15 protein-coding genes and 1 tRNA gene are annotated in these 24,271 nt (G+C 36.5%); 9 read left to right on the top strand and 7 right to left on the bottom strand.

Features of this window, described 5'->3' with window-relative positions; genetic code table 11:
* Nucleotide 1: 1 nt before the first annotated feature.
* On the bottom strand, nt 2-610 hold the full coding sequence (gene udk / locus RM520_RS13850) for a uridine kinase (protein ID WP_311388400.1): 609 nt from the start codon (nt 608-610) through the stop codon (nt 2-4).
* A 200-nt stretch (nt 611-810) separates the two neighbouring features.
* Between udk and RM520_RS13845 the strand changes: the two genes are divergently transcribed.
* The 4 genes from RM520_RS13845 to RM520_RS13830 all read left to right on the top strand — a co-directional run bounded on the left by RM520_RS13845 (nt 811) and on the right by RM520_RS13830 (nt 5,649).
* On the top strand, nt 811-1,296 hold the full coding sequence (locus tag RM520_RS13845; RefSeq protein WP_311388399.1) for an acyl-CoA carboxylase biotin carboxyl carrier protein subunit: 486 nt from the start codon (nt 811-813) through the stop codon (nt 1,294-1,296).
* 8 nt (nt 1,297-1,304) lie between these two features.
* The gene (gene accC, locus RM520_RS13840) at nt 1,305-2,747 is read left to right on the top strand and encodes an acetyl-CoA carboxylase biotin carboxylase subunit (protein WP_311388398.1); all 1,443 of its coding nucleotides are present in this window, start codon (nt 1,305-1,307) and stop codon (nt 2,745-2,747) included.
* 5 nt (nt 2,748-2,752) lie between these two features.
* The gene (locus RM520_RS13835; RefSeq protein ID WP_311388397.1) at nt 2,753-4,294 is read left to right on the top strand and encodes an acyl-CoA carboxylase subunit beta; all 1,542 of its coding nucleotides are present in this window, start codon (nt 2,753-2,755) and stop codon (nt 4,292-4,294) included.
* Between the two features lie 143 nt (nt 4,295-4,437).
* Complete coding sequence (locus RM520_RS13830) at nt 4,438-5,649, top strand: multidrug effflux MFS transporter (protein ID WP_311388396.1); 1,212 nt, start codon at nt 4,438-4,440, stop codon at nt 5,647-5,649.
* On the opposite strand, the gene RM520_RS13825 is transcribed toward RM520_RS13830, so the two are convergent.
* Genes RM520_RS13825 through nagB form a run of 5 tightly spaced genes read right to left on the bottom strand, consistent with a single transcriptional unit; the run spans nt 5,646 to nt 12,169 of the window.
* Nucleotides 5,646-6,731, bottom strand: a complete 1,086-nt coding sequence (locus RM520_RS13825) for an anhydro-N-acetylmuramic acid kinase (protein ID WP_311388395.1) — start codon at nt 6,729-6,731, stop codon at nt 5,646-5,648. The two genes, RM520_RS13830 and RM520_RS13825, sit on opposite strands and share 4 nt — an antisense overlap.
* A complete protein-coding gene (locus tag RM520_RS13820) occupies nt 6,728-7,393 on the bottom strand; it encodes a class I SAM-dependent methyltransferase (RefSeq protein WP_311386149.1) in 666 nt (221 codons plus the stop codon). Before RM520_RS13820 ends, RM520_RS13825 begins: the two co-directional genes overlap by 4 nt.
* A 10-nt stretch (nt 7,394-7,403) precedes the next feature.
* Nucleotides 7,404-8,933, bottom strand: coding sequence for a glycoside hydrolase family 3 protein (locus RM520_RS13815; RefSeq protein ID WP_311388394.1), 1,530 nt, complete (start codon nt 8,931-8,933; stop codon nt 7,404-7,406).
* A 3-nt stretch (nt 8,934-8,936) separates the two neighbouring features.
* A complete protein-coding gene (locus RM520_RS13810) occupies nt 8,937-10,199 on the bottom strand; it encodes an MFS transporter (RefSeq protein ID WP_311388393.1) in 1,263 nt (420 codons plus the stop codon).
* A 35-nt stretch (nt 10,200-10,234) separates the two neighbouring features.
* Entirely contained in the window at nt 10,235-12,169 is a 1,935-nt protein-coding gene (gene nagB, locus RM520_RS13805) for a glucosamine-6-phosphate deaminase (protein WP_311388392.1), read from the bottom strand.
* Nucleotides 12,170-12,354: 185 nt separating this feature from the next.
* On the opposite strand from nagB, the gene RM520_RS13800 reads away from it, so the two are divergent.
* Both RM520_RS13800 and murQ read left to right on the top strand, forming a co-directional pair.
* Nucleotides 12,355-13,104, top strand: a complete 750-nt coding sequence (locus tag RM520_RS13800; RefSeq protein WP_311386145.1) for a DeoR/GlpR family DNA-binding transcription regulator — start codon at nt 12,355-12,357, stop codon at nt 13,102-13,104.
* Nucleotides 13,105-13,107: 3 nt separating this feature from the next.
* A complete protein-coding gene (gene murQ / locus RM520_RS13795; protein ID WP_311388391.1) occupies nt 13,108-13,920 on the top strand; it encodes an N-acetylmuramic acid 6-phosphate etherase in 813 nt (270 codons plus the stop codon).
* 24 nt (nt 13,921-13,944) lie between these two features.
* Here the strand turns inward: murQ and RM520_RS13790 are convergent, their stop codons facing one another.
* A complete protein-coding gene (locus RM520_RS13790) occupies nt 13,945-15,063 on the bottom strand; it encodes a PQQ-dependent sugar dehydrogenase (protein WP_311388390.1) in 1,119 nt (372 codons plus the stop codon).
* Nucleotides 15,064-15,218: 155 nt separating this feature from the next.
* Here RM520_RS13790 and RM520_RS13785 point away from each other — a divergent pair, with 155 nt between their 5' ends.
* The 3 genes from RM520_RS13785 (at nt 15,219) to RM520_RS13775 (ending at nt 24,175) form a co-directional block, all read left to right on the top strand.
* Nucleotides 15,219-23,537 carry a T9SS type B sorting domain-containing protein gene (locus RM520_RS13785; RefSeq protein ID WP_311388389.1) on the top strand — a complete coding sequence of 2,773 codons (8,319 nt, stop codon included), beginning with the start codon at nt 15,219-15,221 and terminating at the stop codon, nt 23,535-23,537.
* Between the two features lie 200 nt (nt 23,538-23,737).
* A complete protein-coding gene (locus RM520_RS13780; protein ID WP_311388388.1) occupies nt 23,738-24,031 on the top strand; it encodes a hypothetical protein in 294 nt (97 codons plus the stop codon).
* A 69-nt stretch (nt 24,032-24,100) separates the two neighbouring features.
* Nucleotides 24,101-24,175 (top strand) — tRNA-Pro (locus tag RM520_RS13775).
* Nucleotides 24,176-24,271: the final 96 nt, after the last annotated feature.

The following is a 24,271-nucleotide window of genomic DNA, read 5'->3' as shown; positions in this document are numbered from 1 at the left end:
ACTAAACCAATTTTTCAATAATAATAGTTCTAACCATATCGACTGCTACCGTATTGTAATGGTTGTTTGGAATAATGATATCTGCAAACTCTTTTGATGGTTCAATAAACTCATTATGCATGGGTTTTACCGCATTTTGATAACGATGCAACACCTTTTCTAGGTCATGACCTCTTTCTTTCATGTCGCGTTGTAAACGTCTTATGAGGCGTTCATCAGAGTCGGCATGAACATATATTTTAATGTCAAATAACTTTCTTAGTTCTGGGTTACTTAAAACTAAAATCCCTTCAACAATAATCACCTTTTTTGGTACAGTGGTAATTGTTTCAGCTAATCTAGTTTCTTCTACAAAGGAATAAACAGGAATTTCGATTGAATTACCCTTTCTTAACTCATTTAAATGGTACATCAGTAACTCAAAATCAATAGAGTTTGGATGGTCAAAATTTACCTTACTCCTTTCTTCTTTAGTCATATGAGCCAAGTCATTGTAATAGGAGTCTTGAGAAATCACTACCACTTCATCTTCTGGTAGTTCATCAATAATCTGTTTGACCACTGTAGTTTTTCCACAACCTGTTCCTCCAGCAATTCCAATGATGAGCATAAAAAAAGTTTAAATCAAAAGTAATAATTTGATCTTAGTATTTGATAGAAGAACAACTTTAAGTGAGTGGTTAAATTATCATGACCTTTCCATTTAAAACCGCCCATTCTATTTAAAAATCATATACTCCTTCAATTTAGCCAGATAGCAAATTCAAGCTTAATCACTTATCTTAGAAGACCTAAAAGTAAAACAACCCAATGGAGAAATCGTATAAGCTTAAAGTGAACGGTGCCTATGAATTTGAACTTACCGCACAAGATTTAGATTCTTTAGATATTGTAAAGACCGGCGAAGCTTCTTTTCATCTTTTACACGAGAATAAATCATTTCATATACAGACCACACATTCTGATTTTGGAAATAAGCGTTATCAATTAAAAATAAATAATGATGACTATGATGTGGTTATTGAAACTCCATTAGATAGCTTAATTGATAGCATGGGTTTTGTATTGAACAATTCTGCTTTAGTTGAAAGTATTGAGGCACCAATGCCAGGTCTTATACTAGAAGTTTCAATTCAAGAAGGTCAAGAAGTTAAGGAGAATGATCAGCTTCTTATTTTGGAAGCCATGAAAATGGAGAATGTTATTGTTTCTCCAAGAGATGGAGTTATTAAAAGTATTTCAGTAAATACAGGTGAAGCAGTAGAAAAGAAAAGAACGCTAATTACATTTGAATAGGGTAATTCATGAGAAAATTATTAGTAGCCAATAGGGGAGAGATTGCCATTCGTGTTATGCGAACAGCGAAAAAAATGGGAATTAAAACTGTCGCTGTGTTTTCAGAAGCGGATAGATACGCACCGCATGTTCGTTTTGCAGATGAAGCGATTTGTATTGGTCCGGCTCCATCAAATCAGTCTTATTTGTTAGGTGATAAAATAATCGAAGTCGCAAAAAATTTAGGTGTTGATGGTATTCATCCCGGTTATGGTTTTTTAAGTGAAAATGCTGAGTTTGCAGAAGCAGTAGAGGATAATGGATTACTATTTATTGGACCAAAATCTCATGCCATTCGTGTCATGGGGAGCAAATTGGCTGCAAAAGAAGCCGTAAAAAAATATGACATTCCGATGGTGCCTGGTGTTGATAAAGCTATAACAGATGTGAAAAAGGCACTTGAAATAGCAAAAGAAATTGGTTTTCCTATTTTAATAAAAGCTTCGGCCGGCGGCGGTGGAAAAGGAATGCGAATTGTAGAAAAAGAAGCGGAGTTAGCATCACAGATGACAAGAGCGATAAGTGAAGCTACTTCGGCATTCGGTGATGGCTCTGTTTTTATTGAAAAATATGTTAGCTCTCCTCGTCATATTGAGATTCAAGTAATGGCTGATGGACATGGTAATTTTCTTCACTTTTTTGAACGTGAATGTAGCATTCAGCGACGTCACCAAAAAGTTGTTGAAGAAGCTCCTTCCTCTGTTTTGACCACTGAACTTAGAAATCAAATGGGTATTGCGGCGACAAAAGTAGCCGAGGCCTGCGACTACGTCGGTGCTGGTACAGTTGAATTTTTAATAGATGCAGAACACAATTTCTATTTTTTAGAAATGAATACCCGATTGCAAGTTGAACATCCGGTAACTGAGTTAATTACCGGTTTAGATTTAGTTGAGTTGCAAATCAAAATTGCAAGCGGTGAAGAACTAAATATCAAGCAAGAAGATTTAAGAATAAACGGTCATGCCTTAGAGTTAAGAGTTTATGCGGAAGACCCTTTAAATGATTTTCTACCAAGTGTTGGTACGTTAAATCGTTATAAATTACCAAAAGGAGTAGGTATTCGAGTCGATAACGGTTTCGAAGAAGGCATGGATATTCCCATTTATTATGACCCAATGCTTTCTAAGCTGATTACTTACGGTAAAACTCGTGAAGAAGCTATAGAGCTAATGATTAAGGCTATAGAAAATTACGAAGTCAAAGGTGTGCAAACAACACTACCATTTGGCGCTTATGTGATGCGTCATGAAGCCTTTCGTTCCGGTAATTTTGACACCCATTTTGTGAGAAAATATTATGCTCCTAAAATATTACAAAAAGAACATGAAAAAGATGCTAGAATTGCAGCGATTATCGCTTTGAAAAAATATTTTGAAGATCAAAAAATCCTAAGACTGCCTATAAATTAAATGACATGGACGAGAAAGTAAAAAAGTTACAAAACCGTATTTCAGAGGCAAAACTAGGTGGAGGCGAAAAAAGGATTGAAAGACAACATGCCAAAAAGAAACTTACAGCAAGAGAACGCATTGCATTCTTTTTAGATGAAGGATCATTTGAAGAAATGGGAATTTTAGTAACCCATCGTACCACGGATTTTGGTATGGATAAAGAAATTTATTTAGGCGATGGCGTAGTTACAGGCTATGGTACGGTTGACGGGAGGTTGGTTTACCTGTATGCACAGGACTTTACGGTTTTTGGTGGATCACTTTCTGAAACACATGCTGAAAAAATTTGTAAAGTGATGGATTTGGCAATGAAAGTTGGAGCTCCAATAATTGGCCTAAATGATTCTGGTGGTGCCAGAATTCAAGAAGGGGTTAAATCTTTAGGAGGTTATGCTGATATTTTTTATAGAAATGTTCAGGCATCTGGCGTAATACCTCAATTATCTGCTATTATGGGTCCATGTGCTGGTGGTGCCGTTTACTCACCAGCAATTACTGATTTTATTGTAATGGTAGATCAAACGAGTTATATGTTTGTTACCGGTCCGAATGTGGTAAAAACAGTTACCAATGAAGAAGTAACTTCTGAAGAATTAGGGGGAGCAAAGACTCATGCTTCAAAATCTGGCGTCGCCCATGTAACATCTTCTAATGATGCTGCTTGTTTGATAGATTTAAAAAGGTTACTATCCTATCTACCTCAAAATAACACTGAGAAACCGATTAAGTTAGCTTTTATCTTAACTGATGAGATACGTGACGATTTAAATACTATAGTACCAGATAATCCCAATAAACCTTATGATATGCATGAAGTTATCAATGGAATTATTGATACGGAATCTTTTTTTGAAATTCATAAAACTTATGCAGAGAATATTGTTGTAGGTTTTGCCAGGTTAGGTGGCAGAAGTATTGGAGTCATAGCTAATCAACCTTTAATTTTGGCAGGAGTACTCGATGTGGATAGTTCTAAGAAAGCTGCTCGATTTACCCGCTTCTGTGATGCTTTTAATATTCCTATTTTGGTTCTAGTCGATGTTCCTGGTTTTTTACCTGGCACAGATCAAGAATGGAATGGTATTATTATGCATGGTGCAAAATTATTGTACGCTCTAAGTGAAGCAACGGTACCTAAGGTTACCGTAATAACTAGGAAGGCCTATGGAGGTGCTTATGATGTTATGAATTCCAAACATATTGGTGCTGATTTTAATTTTGCCTGGCCGTCCGCCGAAATAGCTGTTATGGGAGCAAAAGGAGCAAGTGAAATTATTTTTAAACGTGAAATCTCAGAAGCCAACAACCAAGAAGCTAAGCTTAAAGAAAAAGAAAAGGAATATGCGGATAAGTTTGCTAACCCCTATAGAGCAGCGCAACGCGGTTTTATTGATGAGGTCATCTTACCTGAAAATACCCGTAGGAAGCTACTAAAGACCTATGCAATGTTAGAAAATAAACAAGTAGAATTACCTAAAAAGAAGCATGGAAATATTCCTTTATAACCGATTTAAAGGGCTTCTTTGAAGAATACATGAAAATTTCCCTTTAGAATAAAAAAGGTGCACAAATGTTTCTTTGAGTCTACAAAATACAAATACCATAGCTTATTGTTTTTTAGTGTTTGAGGTATACTTACTTTTGCCGGATGCAAGAGAATAGTACCAAACCTAACTTTGAATTTATCGCATTAATGGCTTCATTAATGTCGATTGTTGCATTGTCTATAGACACCCTTTTACCTGCTATTCCTGATATTGGAGCGACTATAAATAGTTACGACTCAAAAGACAATCAATTATTAATCACCATGATTTTTTTGGGATTGGGAGTCGGGCAATTATTTTTCGGACCGCTCTCGGATCAATATGGGCGAAAACCTATGGTGTATGCTGGTTTCGTAGTTTTTGGAGTCGCCAGTTTAATTTGCTTATTAGCTCCAAATTTAGAGGTTATGGTAGTTGGAAGAGTGCTTCAAGGTATCGGATTGTCAGCACATAGAACTATAGCAATTTCTATAATTCGTGATTCTTACAAGGGTGATTATATGGCTAAAGTGATGTCTTTTATAACTGCTTTTTTTATTCTTGTTCCCGTAGTTGCCCCTGCTTTGGGTAAATTCATCATTGACCATTTTAATTGGCAAACAATATTTTATGTACATCTTTTCTTAGGTTTAATACTATGGATTTGGTTTTGGAAAAGACAAAAAGAAACGCTTAATCCAGAGTATAAAGTCAAATTTTCGCCTAAAAACTTTGTAGGAGGGGCTAAAGAGATGATGAAGTACCCGGAAACGGTTTTATACACTTTTGTTTCTGGATTGGTGACAGGCGCTTTTTTGGTTTATTTGAGTTCAGCACAGCATATTTTTGAAGATCAATATGGATTAAGAGAGGCTTTTCCCTACATTTTTGCCGGTTTGGCTGTTTCAATCGGGACTTCTACTTTCACAAATGGTACTATGGTGATGCGTTTTGGTATGCGTAATCTTTCCCTTGCTGCTACTATAGCCTTTAGTTTAGTGGCAATGAGTTATTTAGTGTTTTTTTGGAATTCACCTAATCCGGAAGTAATTGTTTTGGTGGTTTTTCTCTTTTTACAATTCTTCTGTTTAGGATTTATGTGGGGGAATTTTAGGTCTATTGCTATGGAACCAATTGGTCATATTGCGGGAATTGGAGCTGCAATAAATGGTTTTGTTTCAACATTGATTTCTGTCCCTATAGCAACTTTTATTGGGGCATTTCTTGAAGATTTGGCTTTGCCTCTTTTTATTGGTTTGGCTTTTTGCGGATTTGGAGCCGTTCTTTTGATTCTTTTATCAAGAAGAAAGAAGGTTGCCTTGTCAAATACTTAGTGATTCTTTGTGGGTTCAAAAACAACTCCACTGCTAGAATCTTTTCTCGCACCCGTAACAGATGATAAAACATTTATTTCATCTAAGTCTTTCAGGACTCCCATAAAGGCAAAAACAAGAGCTTCTTTAAATTCAATAAATTTTTTAGGTGGTATATGTACTTTAGTATGGCTACCTAATTTTTCTTGGAGCGTATCAATAAAAAATGAATTTAACGCTCCACCACCAGTAACTAAAACCTGACTATTTTTACGAGGTTGTTCTTTAGTTATTGCATTAGAAATTTGTTCGCAATTATGTTGAATGATGGTACGTAATTTGTCTGCAATAGTTCCCTCATGACTTTCAATTAAAGGAATTATTTCGGAAGTAAACCATTCATAACCTGTAGATTTTGGATATGAGAGCTTGTAATATTCAAGAGCATTTAGTTCTTTCAAAAGAGTCGGAATTAATTTTCCATTTCTCGCCAATTTTCCATCGTCATCATATTTTAAATCAATTTTTTCAGTGAGATAGTTCAAAGGCATATTGGCAAGTCCAATATCATATGCGATGCGACTACCATCTTTTTCAAAAGAGAAGTTACTAATGCCGCCAAGATTTAGACAGAACTCATATTCTGGGAGTAATAGAGAATCACCTATTGGAACTAGGGGAGCACCTTGACCACCATTAGCCACATCAAATGTGCGAAAATCACAAATCACCTTTTGTTGGGCGGTATTGGCGAGTAACTGTCCATGGCCTAATTGAAAAGTAATTCCTTCTTCGGGTCTATGGTGTGAGGTATGACCGTGGCTAGCTATAAAATCAATATCAAAATCATGTTCTTCAATAAATACCTTAGCCTGTTCGCCCAGCCAAACACCATAATCGCGATGCAAATTAGCGTGCTCTTTTTCGGAAAGGTGTATGGCATTTTTTAGTAATCCGAATAATTCATCATGATAGGAAATAGCTCGAGTTTGACGAATTTCAAAATCCCAAGTATTATTTTCCTTCCAAATATGACAGTAAGCGATATCTAACCCATCAAGAGATGTACCGGACATCATACCCAAAACCTTAAATTTTTTCATGTAGTCTTCTTAATAGTTATGATTAATGATAAAGGTTTACCGCAAGTATTCGTTATTTCTTTAAAAGATATTTTGGTATCAGGAATCCTTTGTAATTCAGTATGCCAATCCTCAAAAGTTCGGGCAAACCAATGATGTCCATTGGTAAAGTTGCCGTCAAGTCCTTTCCACGAATCTTGAAGCCATTGACTTTCATAAGGCAGTTGCTGTTCCATTAAAAAGTAAGGGTGAAGGGTTTGTATTAAAATAGCTCCTGTTTTTACAAGCCTTTTTTTAGTTTGTGTCAATAAATCGGTCAGCCCATCCTTTTGATAGAGACAAAAGTTAAAAACGGCTAGGTCAAACGGACCATGGGGAATCGGAATCCCTGAGGTGATTTCTTCAAAAGTCATTTTTAAAAAGGGCACATCACTTTTGCTACGAGCATGTTGCAATAATGCTTCAACGGCGTCAATACCTACAACTTGTTTACCGGAATTTGACAAGACAGTTGTCAACCAACCTTCACCACAGCCTACATCAATAATAGTATTTGAATCCAAAGCTAGAATAACATCAAGAATTGCCTGGTTGGTGAATTGTCGAGAGCTTATGGACCCATCGGAAATGGTTTTAATCCATTCCGCTGCATTGAGTTCCCATGAAGTAATGATTTCATTCATTTAAGTGACATTACAATGTAACGGGTAAGTGACCTTCGGCTCGAATGCGTCCATAAAAATGGGCTACGGCATTTTCTTGAAACATATCAAAATCTTGATACACAACAACAATTGCTGTTGCCTTTTCCCAATTAAATAGTCTTAATGTATAGGGGTTTCCAAAGAGATAAACAATACAGTTAGTACTTGCAATAAGATCATTTACTTTCTTGATGTCATCTCCAAAAAGCCCAAAATGATTCGTTGGTTTCATTTCTGGTGGGAATATTGCAACGATAGTATTCTTCTTATTTTTTTGGTCTCTTTTGATGCTTTCACCAAAGATGGTACGTTCTTTTTTGCCTACTTGGATGAATTGAAACTCAGATTGATGTAACTTTTCAATATCCTCTGGTTTTCCTTTGACCATAGTCAAGGTTTTTGCTGCCAAAGTATTCATCAAGTCCTGATAATCATAAGCAATATTTTTTGCAGAATTTTTAAATCCCTTCTCCTTCAGCGACCATACGCGTTCAAAACTGTTTTCGATTTCCTTCTTTGTTGCATTTTTTAGAATTAGATCAATTCCTTCTGCAGTATGCTCTGCAAAACATAAAACATCATTTCCGGCTTCAAAGGCTTCCCATTCTAGTTGACCATACGTATCATATAATTTAGATACGCTATGCATATTTAATGCATCTGTTATAATTACACCAGAATGTTTAAATTCTTTACGAATTAAATCATTAACTATTGGTATTGAAATGGTTGAGGATTTAGTTTGACTATGACTAATAGCGGGCACCGCTAAATGACCCACCATTACAGAATCTACTTTATGTTGAATTAATTGTTTGAAAGGAAATAATTCATTTTTAAGTAACTCCTCTTTTGATTTATCTATTCGAGGTAAACCTAAATGAGAATCAACTGAGGTGTCTCCATGACCAGGAAAATGTTTAATGGAATTCAATACACCGCTTTTATTCATTCCATTAATAAAGGCTTTCGCTCTTTGGTATACCTCTTCTGGTTCATCACCAAAAGAGCGATAACCAATTACCGGATTATCAGGATTATTGTTAATGTCTACTGATGGACAGAGATTCCAATGAATTCCTGCTTTTTTACAATCTACTCCAATGTGTTCTCCGACAGCTTCAATAAGTTCAGGATTGTCTTTTATCGCCCCTAAAGTAAGCGCGTAAGGATATTGTGGTGTTTGCTCTACCCGCATAGCTAAGCCCCATTCGGCATCAATTGCAATCAGTAATGGATATTTTGAAGCAGCCTGATAGCGGGCAATCAATTCTCTTAATTTGTCGAGACTTTTAGCATTATAAATAACCTCTTTTTTGCCTTCATAATTTGTTGCTGCACTAGCACGACTATGAAAAAAACAAACAGACCCGATGCCGCAGTTTTTAATCAGATTCTCAATTTTTTGAATCTCGTCTTCTGAATCATTAATAAAAGCTGCAGGCATAAAAAATTGACCGACTTTTTCTTTTAAAGTCAACATGCCTTTTGCTTGATTATAGGGTGGTATTTTACTCATTAACTAAGTTGCTTTTTTACCATAATCTGGTGGGTACTTGATATATTTTAATAGTATTAATGACGGTATTGCTGCTAATACAACCCAAATAAAGAAACCATCATAACCTAACCATTCTTGCATATAACCACTGATTAAACCAGGTAACATCATGCCTAAAGCCATGAATCCAGTAGCAATTGCATAATGCGACGTTTTTGACATACCCTCTGCGATATAGATTAGAAAAACCATAAACCCTGCAATCGCAAATCCGTAACCAAATTGTTCTAAGACTACTGTGGTTACTACAGCTGCAAGACTTGTAGTTTTGGTGAAGGCTAAAAATGCGTAGAATGCATTCGGTATGTTCAACGATAAAACCATTAAAAAGAACCATTTTTTTAACCCATCTCTTGATATTAAAATTCCTCCTAAAATTCCTCCAATAGTTAGCATTATTACACCAACTGTTCCATAAATGGTACCAACTTCTGCTGTTGAATATCCCAGGCCACCAACTTCCTTTGAATCTAAAAGAAATGGAGAGGCCATTTTAACTAGTTGCGATTCGCCTAATCTAAAAAATAATATAAAAGTTAGCGCCATACCCATGTTAGGCTTGGTAAAAAAAGACTTGAACACTTCTAAATAGCCTTTTGGTTTTTCCTTAATGATGGTAATAGAAGATTCATATTTTGGTGTTGCAAATAAATTGGAAATTGTCAAAACGAGCATCAAAATTCCGGCAGCAATCATGGTAATAGACCAGGCTTTGGTATTATCTCCGTAATGATTTTCTAAAAACCCGGCCATAATTACCAAAAGCCCTTGTCCAGTAACATTTGCTAGTTTGTAAAAAGTACTCCGCAGCCCTACAAAAAAGGATTGTTTTTCTTGGGTAAGACCTATCATATAGTAACCATCAGAGGCTATATCATTGGTTGCCGAAGCAAAGGCAGCCATCCAAAAACAGGCCAGGGTAGTTACAAAAAATATGTTTGTTGGCAGTAAAAAGCCTACCCCCAAAAGTGAAATTGCAATAACCATTTGCATGATTAAAAACCAATTACGTTTGGTGCCTATTAGTTCTAAAAATGGACTCCAAAGCGGTTTAATTACCCACGGTAAATACAACCAACTCGTATATAAACCAATATCGGCATTACTAATTCCTAATTTTTTATACATTATCACTGAAACCGTAACTACCATAACATACGGCAGGCCCTGGGTGAAATATAGTATGGGAACCCAAACCCAAGCCCATTTATTTTTTTCAATCATTTGATAGTGGTTTCTACTAAAATAGTTCTTTTACTTCAGATATAACGATGGCGAACAAACCCTTCTATTGCAGCGTATTCTGCAAGTCCTAACTTTCGATATTTTTCCGCAGTATTTTTATTTCTTTCTTCTGCACGCATCCAAAATTCGCGGGTATCATCTCCCTGAAACATTACTCCATCTTTTTGCGATTGATGACAGAAAATGGCATTTCTTTTTTTCAAGACTTGTGTAGGACTCATAGGAACTGCCATTTCAATTTCATGAATATCCCATTCATGCCAGGCACCTCTATACAGCCAAACCCAGCAGTCTTCCATAAATTTTTCATTTTTTAAATCATTCAATGCGGCAAAAACAGCGTCTAGACAGACACTATGAGTTCCATGTGGGTCAGCTAAATCTCCTGCGGCATAAATTTGATGTGGTTTAACTTTTTTAATGATATCAATCATTAGGGCAACATCATCTTGGGTTAGATTATTTTTTTTAATAGTTCCTGTTTCATAAAAGGGTAGGTCCAAAAAATGCACGTTTGTATCCGGTAAGCCCAAATAGCGCGTAGCTGCAAATGACTCACCTCTTCGGATGCTTCCTTTTAGTTTGCGTACTTCTAAAGTATCTATTCCGCTTTCCGTTTTTGTTGTAATTGCAGAAATTAAGTCTTTTGATTTTTTTGATGAATTTACATTATCCAAGACTTCTGCAAATTTTAAAGCTTCAGTGTCCGTTACAGCAATATTACCTGAGGTTTGATAAGCCACGTGAACATCATGACCTTGTTCTATTAGTCTATCAAAAGTACCTCCCATTGAAATTACATCATCGTCTGGGTGAGGACTAAAAATAATTACTCTTTTCTTTTCAGGTTGTGCTCTTTCAGGTCTGCTAGTATCATCTGCTTTTGGTTTACCACCAGGCCAACCGGTAATTGTATGTTGCAGACTATTGAACATTTTTATGTTAAGATCATAAGAGTCTTGTTGCGCGAGTAATCCGGACATTCCGTTGTCATTATAATCTTTATCAGTTAGACTTAGAATTGATTTATTCAAAGTTATACTTAACCAGAGTACAGCCTTTGCAGTTAGTATTTCATTCCATTCACAAGATTCATCAACTAACCAAGGGGTTTTATTTCTTGTTAACTTACTGCCAGCTCCGTTGTCTAGAACAAAAGTACAATTGTGATGTTTCTGCAAATAAGTTGCAGGCACTTCTGATGAAATTTCTCCTTCAACAGTTTTTTTAATAATGTCCGCTTTATTTTGACCCCAGCCAAGCAATACAATTCTTCTTGCATTATGAACGGTAGAAATTCCCATTGTTATTGCTCTTCTAGGTACATTGTCAATTCCTAAAAATGCGGGAGCGGCATCTACTCTTGTGATATGGTCTAAAGTAATCACTCTAGTACCCGAATTATAATGCGAACCCGGCTCATTAAACCCGACATGACCCGTTCTACCAATACCTAATAATTGAAAATCAAGTCCGCCAACATCTTTTATTTTTTGTTCGTAATTCAAGCAATAAGGAATGATATCATCACCCAATAGAGTTCCATCTGGGATATTTATATTTTCAGAAGGTATATCTACATGGTTAAATAAATTTTCATGCATGAAATACCAATAGCTCTGTCGGTTATCTTTTTCCATAGGTAAGTATTCATCCAAATTGAACGTAATTACATTGGAAAAACTTAATTGTTCTTCCTTATGCATACGAACTAGTTCTTCATATACTCGTATTGGAGATGAACCAGTAGCAAGGCCCAAAACACAAGGCAAATTTTGTTGTTGTTTTTTTCGAATGAGCTCAGCAATTTCTTGAGCTACAATTATTGAGGCTTGGCTTGAGCTATCAAAAATTACATTATGTATTTTTTCAAAACGTGTTTCTTCAAATTGCCCAACAGGCTTGTATGAAATGTCGAAACTTTTTTTAGATAGTAAAGTGGTTTTCATAATAGTAAATCGATGCTGTTAATATTGCAAGGTTTTGCGGTTACGCAGTACAAATATAAACATAATTGCAGTTTTATGCTTTTTTATTTGCTGTTTTTTGCAATTAATAACATTTGTTTAATATTAAAACGGATTAAAACAGCAGTTTTGAGGATTTGTATATCTTTGTGTTTTGAATAAGATTTATGCTAAAAGAAGAAAGACAGCGAACCATTTTAAATGAGGTTGAGCTTCATAATAGAGTTCAACTCACAGATATTGCAGAAAAGCTAGATGTATCAATTGATACTGTTAGACGTGATGTCAAGGAATTGGATAGCGAAAATCGATTAAGAAAAGTACATGGTGGAGCTGTCTCTTTGGGTTTTGCAAATTATAGCCCCGCACGTAATAATGTTTATGCTTTAGAAGAGAAAACTGCCATTGCCGAAAAAGCTATCAAATTATTAAAAGATAATAGCGTGGTTTTAATTGACGGAGGCACAACTTGCCTTGAACTTGCCAGACTATTACCACTCAAAATTCAGTTAACCTGTTTCACATTGAGCTTAACAGTGGCTTCTGAATTATTGAATAAACCTAACGTTGAAACTATCTTTATTGGAGGTAAATTGTCTAAAGATTCTCAGATTGCGATTGGAGCAAATACTATTCATAACCTATCTGAAATTAAAGTGGATTATAGTTTTATTGGCACTGGGTATGTGGATGCTGATTTTGGATTAACAGAATTTGATTGGGATATTGTTCAAACTAAAAAAGCGGTTATTAGTGCATCAAAGAAAACGGTACTCTTGTGTATTTCTGAAAAGTTAAACTCTCAACATCGTTATAAGACTTGTGAGATTAATGCCATTAGTACCATGATTACCGAATTAAATCCTGATCATAAAGAATTAGATGCTTTTAAAAGTCAAAATATCAGTTTGTTATAACCTATGAATTACACTAAAATTACCGAGCAATCGTCTTTACACGATAATTTAGAGCAGTTGTCTACACTTGATTTATTAAGAAAAATGAATCAAGAAGATATAAAGGTAGCACACGCATTAACCAATGTTATTCCTGAAATTGAAAAGTTAGTTGAGGCCTTGGTAAAACGTTTTGATAAAGGAGGGCGCTTATTTTATATTGGTGCAGGTACTAGTGGACGGCTAGGTATTTTAGATGCTTCTGAGATTCCACCTACTTTCGGTATGCCCCATGACCGTGTTATCGGTATTATTGCTGGTGGCGATACGGCGATTAGAAAAGCAGTTGAATTTGCTGAGGATAATACCTTACAAGCTTGGAAAGATTTAGAGGAATTTAATATTAATGCAAATGATGTTTTGGTAGGTATTGCCGCTTCAGGTACCACTCCTTATGTTTTGGGCGGTATCAAAGATGCAAAAGGTAACGGAATACTAACAGCAGGTATTACCAATAACCCAGGTTCACCTTTGGCGGAAGAATCTGATATTCCAATTGCACTAAATGTTGGACCTGAATTTGTAACCGGTAGTACAAGAATGAAAAGCGGTACGAGTCAGAAACTCGCTTTAAATATGATTTCTACGGCCTTTATGATTAGGGTAGGTAGAGTAAAAGGAAATAAAATGGTTGATATGCAATTAACCAATACTAAATTGGTTGATCGAGGAACACGCTACCTTGTCGAGGCTTTAAATATAGAATATAAAGATGCTGAATCAGCTTTGAAAAAGTATGGCTCGGTTAGGGCGGCAATTAAAAATTTAAAAAATTAATTTTAAATAGTCCTAAGTAGAAACTTATTTAGGATCCAACCGAAAAATTCCTTTTCCTTCAACGGCAACATAAATGAAGCCGTCAGGAGCTTGACGAACATTTCTAACCCGACCAATACCGTCCAGTAGTTTTTCACGATAGACTACTTTGTTATTCTTTAATTCTAAGCGTTCTAAATATTGAAACGCTAAAGAGCCCACCAAAAGATTTCCTTTCCATTCCGGATATTTATCTGAAGTAACAAAAGTAAAACCCGATGGGGCAATAGAAGGCACCCAATAATATATCGGTTGTTCCATGTTGGGTCTAGTTGTCTCATCGGTAATTTTAGTGCCAACATAGTTTATACCATATGTAATAACAGGCCACCCATAGTTCATTCCTTTTTTAACAATATTGATTTCATCACCACCTCTTGGACCATGTTCATGATTCCAAATTTCACCGGTGTATGGGTTCTTAATTAATCCTTGAGGATTACGATGTCCGTAGCTGTAAATTGCTTTTTTTGCACCACTTTTATTAACAAAGGGATTATCATTTGGTACACGTCCATCATCATGCAGTCTATATATTTTACCACCATCTCGCTTTATGTCTTGTGGGTTTTCATCGCGATTTCCACGATCTCCTATAGAGAAATATAAATAACCTTCATTATCAAACTCAATTCTTGAACCCCAGTGTTGACCTATTTTAGTGTTTGGGGTGCCTTTGTATAACAATTGTTTATCAGTAAGTTGATTACCGTCTAATTTTGCTCTCATAATAGCTGTATTTCCTCCGCTATTTTCTCCTTCACTTGAAGAATATGAGAAATAAATCCAGCCATTTTTTTTATAATTTGGATGGAGTTTAACATCCATAAACCCACCTTGACCTCGGACATAGATATCAGGTAAATTATTGATTTCGGTTTCTTGACCGTTCTTGTATAAAATGAGTTTTCCGGCTTTTTCAGATGTTAAAATTGATCCATCAGGTAAAAAAGCCATTCCCCATGGATTTTGAAGGTTGTCAACCACTAATACTTCTGTAAATGAATTAGTTACGGGTAAATTTATACCCTTGTCAGTGGTTTGGCCACAAGCTTCAAAGAGCAGTACAACGAAAAAATAGGTATACAATGAACGGTTTTTCATAATTTTATCGTTAGAATGTATATAAAGTTAGTCCAATGACGTTTTTATGTCGTTCAATGGATGTTAAAATTAAAAAGAATTTATAAGTATAGATAATTACTAATTAGTGTATTTGGCTCCCAAATCCCGATATACTAAAATACCGAGCTTAACCTATGCCCCGCAAAAAAACAAGACGTCATCTGTACGTCCTGCTATTGGTGTTATCATCAGTTGTAGTTTATTCGGCAGTAATAAAATCAAATGACCTTTTATTTGATACAAAGTCTGGTATGCCTAATTCTATCGAGACTACTTTACCTCGTGTAATAATTAAAAATGATAATAAAGATGTTACAGAAAGCTCCTTAACGACTTTTGCTCCCTTGTTTACCACAATTATTCAAGGTGCAAATGAAGAAGTTATTTGTCCCAATGATGCGAGTACCTTAGCCAAATTTTTTCTTTGTGGTACTAGTGATATTCGCACTTTGTCACTTAGCCAAACAGGAAGTTCGTATGAATGGGAAAAATTAGATGCAAGTACTTGCGCACCTAGTGTTATCGACGATTGCCCAACTTTTAGTGCGGCAGATACTTGTTGGGATCCAGTCGGTAGCGCTGCCACATATGATTTAGATGCACCGGGCGAGTATCGCGTTCGAGTTGATTCAGGACCTTACTATTATCTAAAGGCGACTCAAAACCCTCTAGATCCGCAGTTAATTTTCGAAGATATTGTATGTGGGAATCCAGGAAGAGTTGAAATAACAAATGTTCCTAATGGTTATGAGTATAGTCTGAATAGTTCAGCGGGACCTTATCAGACCGATCCATTTTTTGATGTTACAGTGGCCGACGATTATTTAGTATGGGTACGTTTAGTAGGTTCTGGTTCTAGTTCTTGTCTATTTCCATCAAACACGGTGACCGTACAGAGTTTAGATATGACGGTTGAAGTTACCAAAAATGATATTCAATGCAGTGGCGAACAGGGTAGTATTGATGTCCAAGTTACTGGTGTTCCTGGTTTTTATACCTACCGCTTAATCAAAAATGGTGTAACAGTAGATACATTTGGCCCAGACGGAGCAGACACTTATACTTTTGCTAATGTAGGTTCAGGAATATACACCATTCGTGTTGAAACAAACGACTGTGATCAAACCGTCACAACAGATATTAGCGGCAATTTAATTGAAATTGGAACAGGAATTAGTCCTTTAGATGTCTCAGCAACTACTTCTGATAGTTTTGGTTGTGGAGCAACTTCAGTTGATCTTACAGTGAATACAACGGGTGGAACAGCTCCTTACCGTTATAGTTTAGATGGGGGCACTAATTTTAGTGCTAACTATACAAGTTCAACTATGTTCTCTGTGACTTCTTCAGGCACTTATAACTTATTGATTGAAGATGCTAATGGCTGCCAAAGAACTGCTTCGGTTGATGTAGCAGATATTCCACCTCCCACATTTACGGTAACTCCTTTTGATGCTAACTGTGGAGGTGCCAACAACGGTCAAATAGTGGTTAATCTTACCAATGGGTTTGGTTATAATATTGAGTATAGTATTGATAATGGAACAACGTATCAAGTAAGTAATGTTTTCTCAAATCTTGCTCCTGGATCTTACGATATCATGCTGCGATATACACAAGATTCTTTTACTTGTAATACTGGTGCATTAACCACCTCTATAGGCACACCTTCAACTATTTTAGCAAGTGCTAACCCAGACTCAACACCTTCATGTTCTAATGAAACAGGTGGGCAGATTACAATTTCAGGTGTATCTGGTGGAACAGGACCATATGAATATAGTATTGGAGCTGGCTTCAGTACCGGGGCGGTTTTTTCTAATTTAGGAGTAGGGACCTACACACCATTAGTTCGCGATGCCAATGGCTGTGTTGAAGCTTTACCGGATATTGTATTTGATACTTTAGATAAACCAACTGATCTAGATTTTGCTATTTCTAGTTTAGACTGTATTTCAACAACTGCTTCTATAACTCTTACAGTGACTGATGGGGTTGGCCCCTTTAACTACGAAATTATTGCACCTAGTGCAAGTGTTATTGATAATGGTGCAAATTCTACTTTTACAGGTCTAGGGTTAGGTACATATACTTTTAGAGTAACGGATTCAGCGGGCTGTTTTTATGATGAAAACTATGCAATTACAGATATCAGCTCCATTGAAGCACAATCTCAACAAATTAGTCCTATTACCTGTTTTGGCGATAGTGATGGAGAAGGGCGTTTTTTAATTGATGGATTTAATGTCACTTATAGCTATAGCATTGATGGTGGAACAGTATTCACCGGTCAGACAAATAGTACTATTGATTTAACTTCTTTAGCTGCTGGTAATTATAGTATTGATGTAACAGATGAAGATACGAACTGTACTTCAACAGCAACATTGACTATAGAAGGGCCTTCAGCTGCTTTAGTTATTGATAACCTTGATGTTGAGGTTATGAATTGCCAAAATGGAAATATTGGAAGTGTTATTGTCAATACTTCTGGTGGATGGGGTGGAAATAGATATACGCTAACACAACCAGATAGTTCAACCAGAGGACCAAAAAACGGAAATACATTTTCAAATTTATCACAAACGGGTACTTATCAAGTAAGTGTTACAGACACCAACGGATGTACGGTTACTGATACATTTACTCTAAGTGCCTTGAGCACGCCTACTTTGACTGTGGATGTTGCAGCGTCGGACTTTTGCTATGATGCATTCGACGCTGCTTCCCTAGTTATGAGTACCACTGGCGGACTTGCGCCATATGAATATAGAATAAATGGTGGAGCACTTCAAAGCAGCGCTACGTTTTCCGGATTAAACCCAGGTAACTATACTATTGAGGTGGTAGATGCTAATGATTGTAGAGATGATTTAGCTATAACCATTCAACCACAAATTACAGCAAATGCAAGCATAATACGAGAATTAGAATGTTCAGGACCTGATGCTGAGATTGAAGTAACGGTTTCCAACGGTTACCCTTCAGGTAGTAATTATGTGGATTATGATGTTTATGTTGACGGGGTTTTGACCTCTTCAAATATTGCCTTTACTGGTAATACTTTCGTTCATACTATCCCGAATAATGGATCTATTATTGCAGATACTACATTTCGGTTTGTCGTAAGAGACAGTCAGGGTTGTGAAAATACTTCAAATGAGGTGATTTTGACTCCACAAGAAACCATCGCGGGCAGCACTAATGTTATTGATACAACCTGTGGCTTTGATAATGGAATAATAGAACTAATACCAGATACAACTCAGGGTGTTCCACCATACCAGTATAGTAATGATGGTGGTACAACTTTCAGTAATCAAAATCTATTCTCGGGCTATGCAGCAGGTACCTATAGTAATTTATACATTAGAGATAGCAGAGGATGTGTTAGCCCCGCAATTTCCGCAACAATAGCTGTTAGTGTTGCATTAGATGCAAATGTGGTTGTAACTGACGCAGTTTGTGCATTTCCACCTGCAACTACTGAAGGGTATATAGATGTAAGTATTTTGAATGGTGTTGCCCCTTATGATTATGAAGTTTACGACAATAGTAATACCCTAGTTGGTTCTTCATTGGCAACAGTAAGTACTTCGGAAAATTTTCCAAATCTTCCTATAGGTGATTATACAGTGATAACTACTGATGCCTCAGGTTGTGAGGATAGAGATATAGTTAGTATAGAGCAGAATCAATTAGATTTAACTCCTTTAGATACACCTCCTTTAAATTGTTCTGACCCTTTTATTTCTTATCGCGTACAGGCTTCAGGGGGGCTCGCTCCTTATGAATTTAGATTAGTTGGAGATCCTACATTTGTGTTGGCAAATGTAAATAGTATTGATATTCATGATTTTTCTGCAGTAGTAACGTTTGGTGTAACCTACTTTGTTGAAGTTAGAGATGCAAATGGTTGTACGTACATAGAACAAATAGATCCTATTATTCCCCCAAGCCCAATTAATGTAAATACAACTAGTTCTTCAGCATCCTGCTCACCGGCGGGTACTGGCGATATTTTCTTTGAAATTACCGGTATTGCTCCAAGCCCTGCTGATTTTACTATAGAATTACAAAATACAGATACAGGTGTTACTGTTTCCGGACCTTCAACATTTAATAATGAGCCAATCCCATATAATGGTTCTTTTACCAATCTTCCACCTGCCAATTATCAAATTATTGTTAATGATTTAAACACACAATGTAGTGCAAGTGATTTAGTACTTATTACCCAAGATTTACCAAATATTTTAATTATAAATAATATGCCTGCTACTTGTAATGCAGGTGCTTTGATTACGGTAAATGGACAAGGTGGTACCGCACCATATGGTTTTGCTTTTGTGCCGAATGGTGACCCAGTTCCATCTAATTTTGTTTCGGAAACTACTTTTGAAATTGCTGGACCTTATCCAGCTGACTATGATTTCTATATTCAAGATGCTAATGGATGTACAAACTTAGTTACTGAGACCGTCACGGAAACAGCAGGGATACCTGCACCATCAATTAATGTAATTAACCAATGTACAGCAACAAGTGGTTATCAAATTGATGTTACAGCACCTTTAACTGTGCCAGCCAGTGGACCAGAAACTACTTTTCAGTATGATATTGGAGGTGGTTTTCAAGACAGTCCTAATTTTTTGGTTCCAAACCCTGGGAGCTATGTGATTACTATAAGAGATGGTAATGGTTGTACAGTAACAATAGGTGCCGATGTTTTTGACTTTTTCTCAATAACTGCTGATGCTACGTCAGTCCCAACTTGTAACGCTGGAGATGGAATCATTACTGTAAACACAAGTGGAGGAAGTGGAAATTTTGAATATCAATTACGAGATGATATCACATTATTGGCTATTGGAGCACCTCAAAGTTCGAATGTATTCACAGGTATTGTTCCAGGAGATTATAATATTTTAGTTACAGATTTAAGTTCTAATACTGTGCCCTTATGCACAGATAATGCTGTTGTAAATGTGACAACTGTAGATACTCCAGTTATTACAGCAACACCCAATACCTCAATTAGTTGTTTTGGAGCCAGTGACGCATCAATTTCGGTTGAACTTCAACCGGGTACAGATACCGATACACCGTTGAGTTATACCCTTTATGATGGCAGTACAACAACAATAATTGCAGGTCCACAAGGTTCATCAGTTTTTGACAACTTAGGTCCTGGTACTTATCAAGTTGGAGTTGAATCAAATAGGAGTTGTACTGACCGTTCGACAGATATTATTATTAGCGAACCAACTGCACTTCAGATTAATACTTCAAATACGGAGTTTACTTGTAACCCTTCAAGTAATCAATTTAGTACAGCAACAATTACAGCTTTTGTTGATTCAAATGGTGATGGTTCTGGTGTTTTAACCGGTACTGGTCCGTACACCTATAGCATGAATGATGGAACAGCAGCATTTGACGGTACTAATTTTCAAACGAGCAGTGTTTTTGAAGTTATTGATAATGGTAGCAACCAAAGTATTGTGATAACTGCAAGAGATCAAAGCGGATGTGAGGTTGCTACAACTGTAAATATTAATGCGCCAACTGATTTGACTTTTAGTTATAATGTTAATCCAATTACGTGTGATGTTTCCGGGTCTGGTGTAGCTCCTGGCGCAATTGAAATTGTCATTAATCAAGGAGTCGGCAACTATGAAGTCGAAATACTTCCACTAGGTTCAGAGCCAGCACTAAATTCAGGCGGTACTGATAGGGTTGTTTGGCCAATTTCAACACCCGGTGATTATATTTTTGCTGTTACAGATTTATCAGGAGGAGGATGTAGTTATTTGACAAGCGTGATAAATATGCCAGAGTATAATAATATTCAAGCAACTATTGCTGAGGTAAGACCAGTAAGTTGTTTCAATGGCAATGATGGACAAATTAGTGTTGAAATAGCAAATTATAGTGGCAACTATAATTACGAAGTTTTCTCTCGTGACAATAGTGGTGTTCAAACTACTACTGGTGTTACAGGTTCTTTTGATACCAATGCACCTATAAACTCACCAGAAATTATAAATGGTCTACCTGCAGGTAATATGGTAGTTCGAATAGAAGCATTAGATAGCCCTTTTTGTGATGTGGTGAGTAATTTAGTTACAGTGCGCTCCCCAGATAGGGCGTTAACGGTAACAACGAGTCAAACTGCCGAAGTTACTTGTAACGTACCTGGTCAAGGCGAGATTACTGTTTCAGGCGATGGTGGTTGGGGGGCTTATGAATATCGATTAGAAGCTCCAGATGGAAGTATGCTAGTTGATTTTCCTAACAACAATCCAATTTTTTCTGATTTAGAAGAAGGCCTCTATACAGTTACCATAAGAGACAGTAATGGTTGTGAGACCACAACTACAATAGATTTAGCATTGCCAACAGCGATATACGCTGATATTCAAGTCGTAAGTCCTTTAAGATGTAATAACGACAATGACGGTAGTATAGAAGCTTACAATATTTCTGGCGGTCAAGGAGCTGGTAATTATCTGTATCAATTGAACAGATTAACAGATGGAACAACTAGTGGTTTACAGACGAATCCAACTTTTGCAAATTTAGCAGCAGGTGATTATACAATAACAGTTTTTGACGGTTGGAATTGTAGTTTTACAACAATACCAATTAATGTTCAAGACCCTGAGATTGTTATCGCTGAATTAGTTGAACTTCAGCCGCCAGGTTGCGGCGATTTGGGTAGAATGTTATTAACCGTAACAAATCCGGAATTAGGCGTTGATTATTATTACCGTCGATCAGGCACTACAGACCCTTTTGTTCCTTTTGGTACGGGTTTAACCAGTATTGAAATTGCAGAAGATATTACCATAGATCCTGGACCTTTTCAATATGATGTTCAAAACTCTAATGGTTGTCCTTTTGAATTATCAAATCAAATCTCGCTTGATCCCGCAGCTCCATTAGTTATTTCTTTAGATTTAACAAACGCAACAATTAATTGTGCTGGAGAAGCAACTGGTATTATTCGTTCAGAAGCATTTGGCGGAATTGGTAACTACTCTTATATGTTGCTTAGTACCAACGTGCCTCCGTATCCAAACCCTAGTAATACCATTCGTGCTGCACAAAGCTCTGGTATATTTAGAGATTTAGCACCTGGTACTTATTATGTTTTCGCAACAAGTGGAGGCTGTGAGGCCATTTCACCTCCAATAGTTATTGAGCCTAAACCACCATTAGTATTAGAGTATTTTGAAGTTATGAATGCTTCCTGTTTTGGAGAAACTAATGGACAAATAATCTTAGAAGCAAGCGGTGGAACAGGAGTAATTAGATATTCAATTTCTGATACCTTAAGTGAGTTTTTTGAAGGTGATGATCCCGCAAATCCTAATAGAAAAACCTTTACTGATTTAGCTCCACGACAATATGATATTATCGTCCAAGATGAGCTTGGTTGTACTATTACGAGAACTGTGGTTATTGAGCAGCCAATGGAATTAGTTGCTGGCTTAGCCGATTCAACTCCAGAAACTTGTCTAGGTGATGATGATGGTACCATTACTTTAAATGTCATGGGAGGAACAGCACCTTATTTCACAAGTGTTAACTCTGCTGACGATGCTGATTTTGTTCAGAATGATGCGCTATTCTTCGATAATTTAGCTGGTGGAGAAGACTATGTGATATTTGTTCGAGATTCAGCCGGATGCGAAACAAATATTATCGTGCCAGTCGGTATTGGTATTGATTTAATGGCTGAACCAATTGTTCAATATGGCTGTGATGGAATTTTCCCAAATAGCACTACCACAATTGAACTTACCGATAACTCGCTACTTTCTAATGTTCTCTTTTCTTTAGATGTTGATGATATTTCTTTAGCCACTGATACTAGAGTATTTGGTGATTTGCCAGCAGGTCAACACATTGTATATGTTTATCATGAAAACGGTTGTGTAACATTTACGGAGTTTGAAATTGATGAATATATGCCACTAATTTTAGAAGCAGAGAAGACTGGACCTAATGAAGTTACTGCAACGGTTACTGGTGGTTTTGGAGGATATGAGTTCTTTTTTCAAGATGAATCTTACGGAGATGTCAACGTTTTTACCATAAATCAAGATGCAAACATTAATATCATGGTTCGTGACCAAAACGGGTGTGTCGCTAATTTAGTAATGCCTTTTGATTTTGATGGAATGCCAGAATTTCCAGATTTCTTTACGCCAGACGGCGATAATTTAAATGATGAATGGTTCCCAGAGAATAGTGAGTTCTTTCCTGATATTGAAGTTAAAGTTTACGACAGGTATGGCCGCGTTGTAGCCGTTTTAAACGAAGTTAAAGGTTGGGATGGTAGTTATGAGGGTAATCCACTTCCAACAGGAGATTACTGGTATGTTGTGAACACCAATGACAATGAAAAACAGCAGTTCTTCGGTCATTTCACCTTATATAGATAATAGCTAGTTTAATCTATTGATAATCAATATGTTAAATAAAACTTAATTTACATTTTCAATTCACTATATAATATTGTCTATTCACCGTTATAAATAGTCGATTCACCTATTAACAGCATTGCTATTACTATATATTGGTCTAATTTGCTGTAAGTAAAGTAATGTTAAACTGGAACGAACCTTCTCCATTACCATAATTAATGAAAAAAGAAAGACAATCCCACGCAACTTCCTTTTTATTCAATAGTGATTTTGATATTAATAAAGAATCCATCTTTATGATGAATTTATATTTAAATGCTGTTGATGAGAAACCCTATTCTATAGACTATAATACCCTTTTGATGAGCTACCATTTATGGAAAGGCGATGACATTGAAGATTTTTGTGAGAACCAAACTATAAGTTACTTTCTTTTTAATCCACAGAACGATTCGGCAGGAGCTCGAGAGGCATTTTATATGGATATACGAGAATTTCTTATAGGCAACTAATTCAACGTAATTTCGGCTTGTTGCACCTTCACAAATCATAATAAATTTATATTTTTGCGTTTCTTTTTACGGGATGTGGCGCAGTCCGGTTAGCGTACACGGCTGGGGGCCGTGTGGTCGCAGGTTCAAATCCTGTCATCCCGACGGACCATCTTTTTGGCAAATTCAATACCCTGCTAGTCTTTTGGTTGTCAGGGTATTTCATTTTTTCTGCAATCATATGATATCGTTCACTTCATT

This window comes from Croceitalea vernalis (genome assembly GCF_031846405.1).
GTDB lineage: Bacteria > Bacteroidota > Bacteroidia > Flavobacteriales > Flavobacteriaceae > Croceitalea > Croceitalea vernalis.
The sequence above is the reverse complement of the archived record's forward strand: the minus strand, read 5'-3'. Positions and strand labels throughout refer to the sequence as shown.

Excerpts from the sequence above, each read along its gene's own strand:
- udk (WP_311388400.1), bottom strand. The coding sequence starts at position 610 with ATGCTCATCATTGGAATTGCTGGAGGAACAGGTTGTGGAAAAACTACA.
- RM520_RS13845 (WP_311388399.1), top strand. The coding sequence starts at position 811 with ATGGAGAAATCGTATAAGCTTAAAGTGAACGGTGCCTATGAATTTGAA.
- accC (WP_311388398.1), top strand. The coding sequence starts at position 1,305 with ATGAGAAAATTATTAGTAGCCAATAGGGGAGAGATTGCCATTCGTGTT.
- RM520_RS13835 (WP_311388397.1), top strand. The coding sequence starts at position 2,753 with ATGGACGAGAAAGTAAAAAAGTTACAAAACCGTATTTCAGAGGCAAAA.
- RM520_RS13830 (WP_311388396.1), top strand. The coding sequence starts at position 4,438 with ATGCAAGAGAATAGTACCAAACCTAACTTTGAATTTATCGCATTAATG.
- RM520_RS13825 (WP_311388395.1), bottom strand. The coding sequence starts at position 6,731 with ATGAAAAAATTTAAGGTTTTGGGTATGATGTCCGGTACATCTCTTGAT.
- RM520_RS13820 (WP_311386149.1), bottom strand. The coding sequence starts at position 7,393 with ATGAATGAAATCATTACTTCATGGGAACTCAATGCAGCGGAATGGATT.
- RM520_RS13815 (WP_311388394.1), bottom strand. The coding sequence starts at position 8,933 with ATGAGTAAAATACCACCCTATAATCAAGCAAAAGGCATGTTGACTTTA.
- RM520_RS13810 (WP_311388393.1), bottom strand. The coding sequence starts at position 10,199 with ATGATTGAAAAAAATAAATGGGCTTGGGTTTGGGTTCCCATACTATAT.
- nagB (WP_311388392.1), bottom strand. The coding sequence starts at position 12,169 with ATGAAAACCACTTTACTATCTAAAAAAAGTTTCGACATTTCATACAAG.
- RM520_RS13800 (WP_311386145.1), top strand. The coding sequence starts at position 12,355 with ATGCTAAAAGAAGAAAGACAGCGAACCATTTTAAATGAGGTTGAGCTT.
- murQ (WP_311388391.1), top strand. The coding sequence starts at position 13,108 with ATGAATTACACTAAAATTACCGAGCAATCGTCTTTACACGATAATTTA.
- RM520_RS13790 (WP_311388390.1), bottom strand. The coding sequence starts at position 15,063 with ATGAAAAACCGTTCATTGTATACCTATTTTTTCGTTGTACTGCTCTTT.
- RM520_RS13785 (WP_311388389.1), top strand. The coding sequence starts at position 15,219 with ATGCCCCGCAAAAAAACAAGACGTCATCTGTACGTCCTGCTATTGGTG.
- RM520_RS13780 (WP_311388388.1), top strand. The coding sequence starts at position 23,738 with ATGAAAAAAGAAAGACAATCCCACGCAACTTCCTTTTTATTCAATAGT.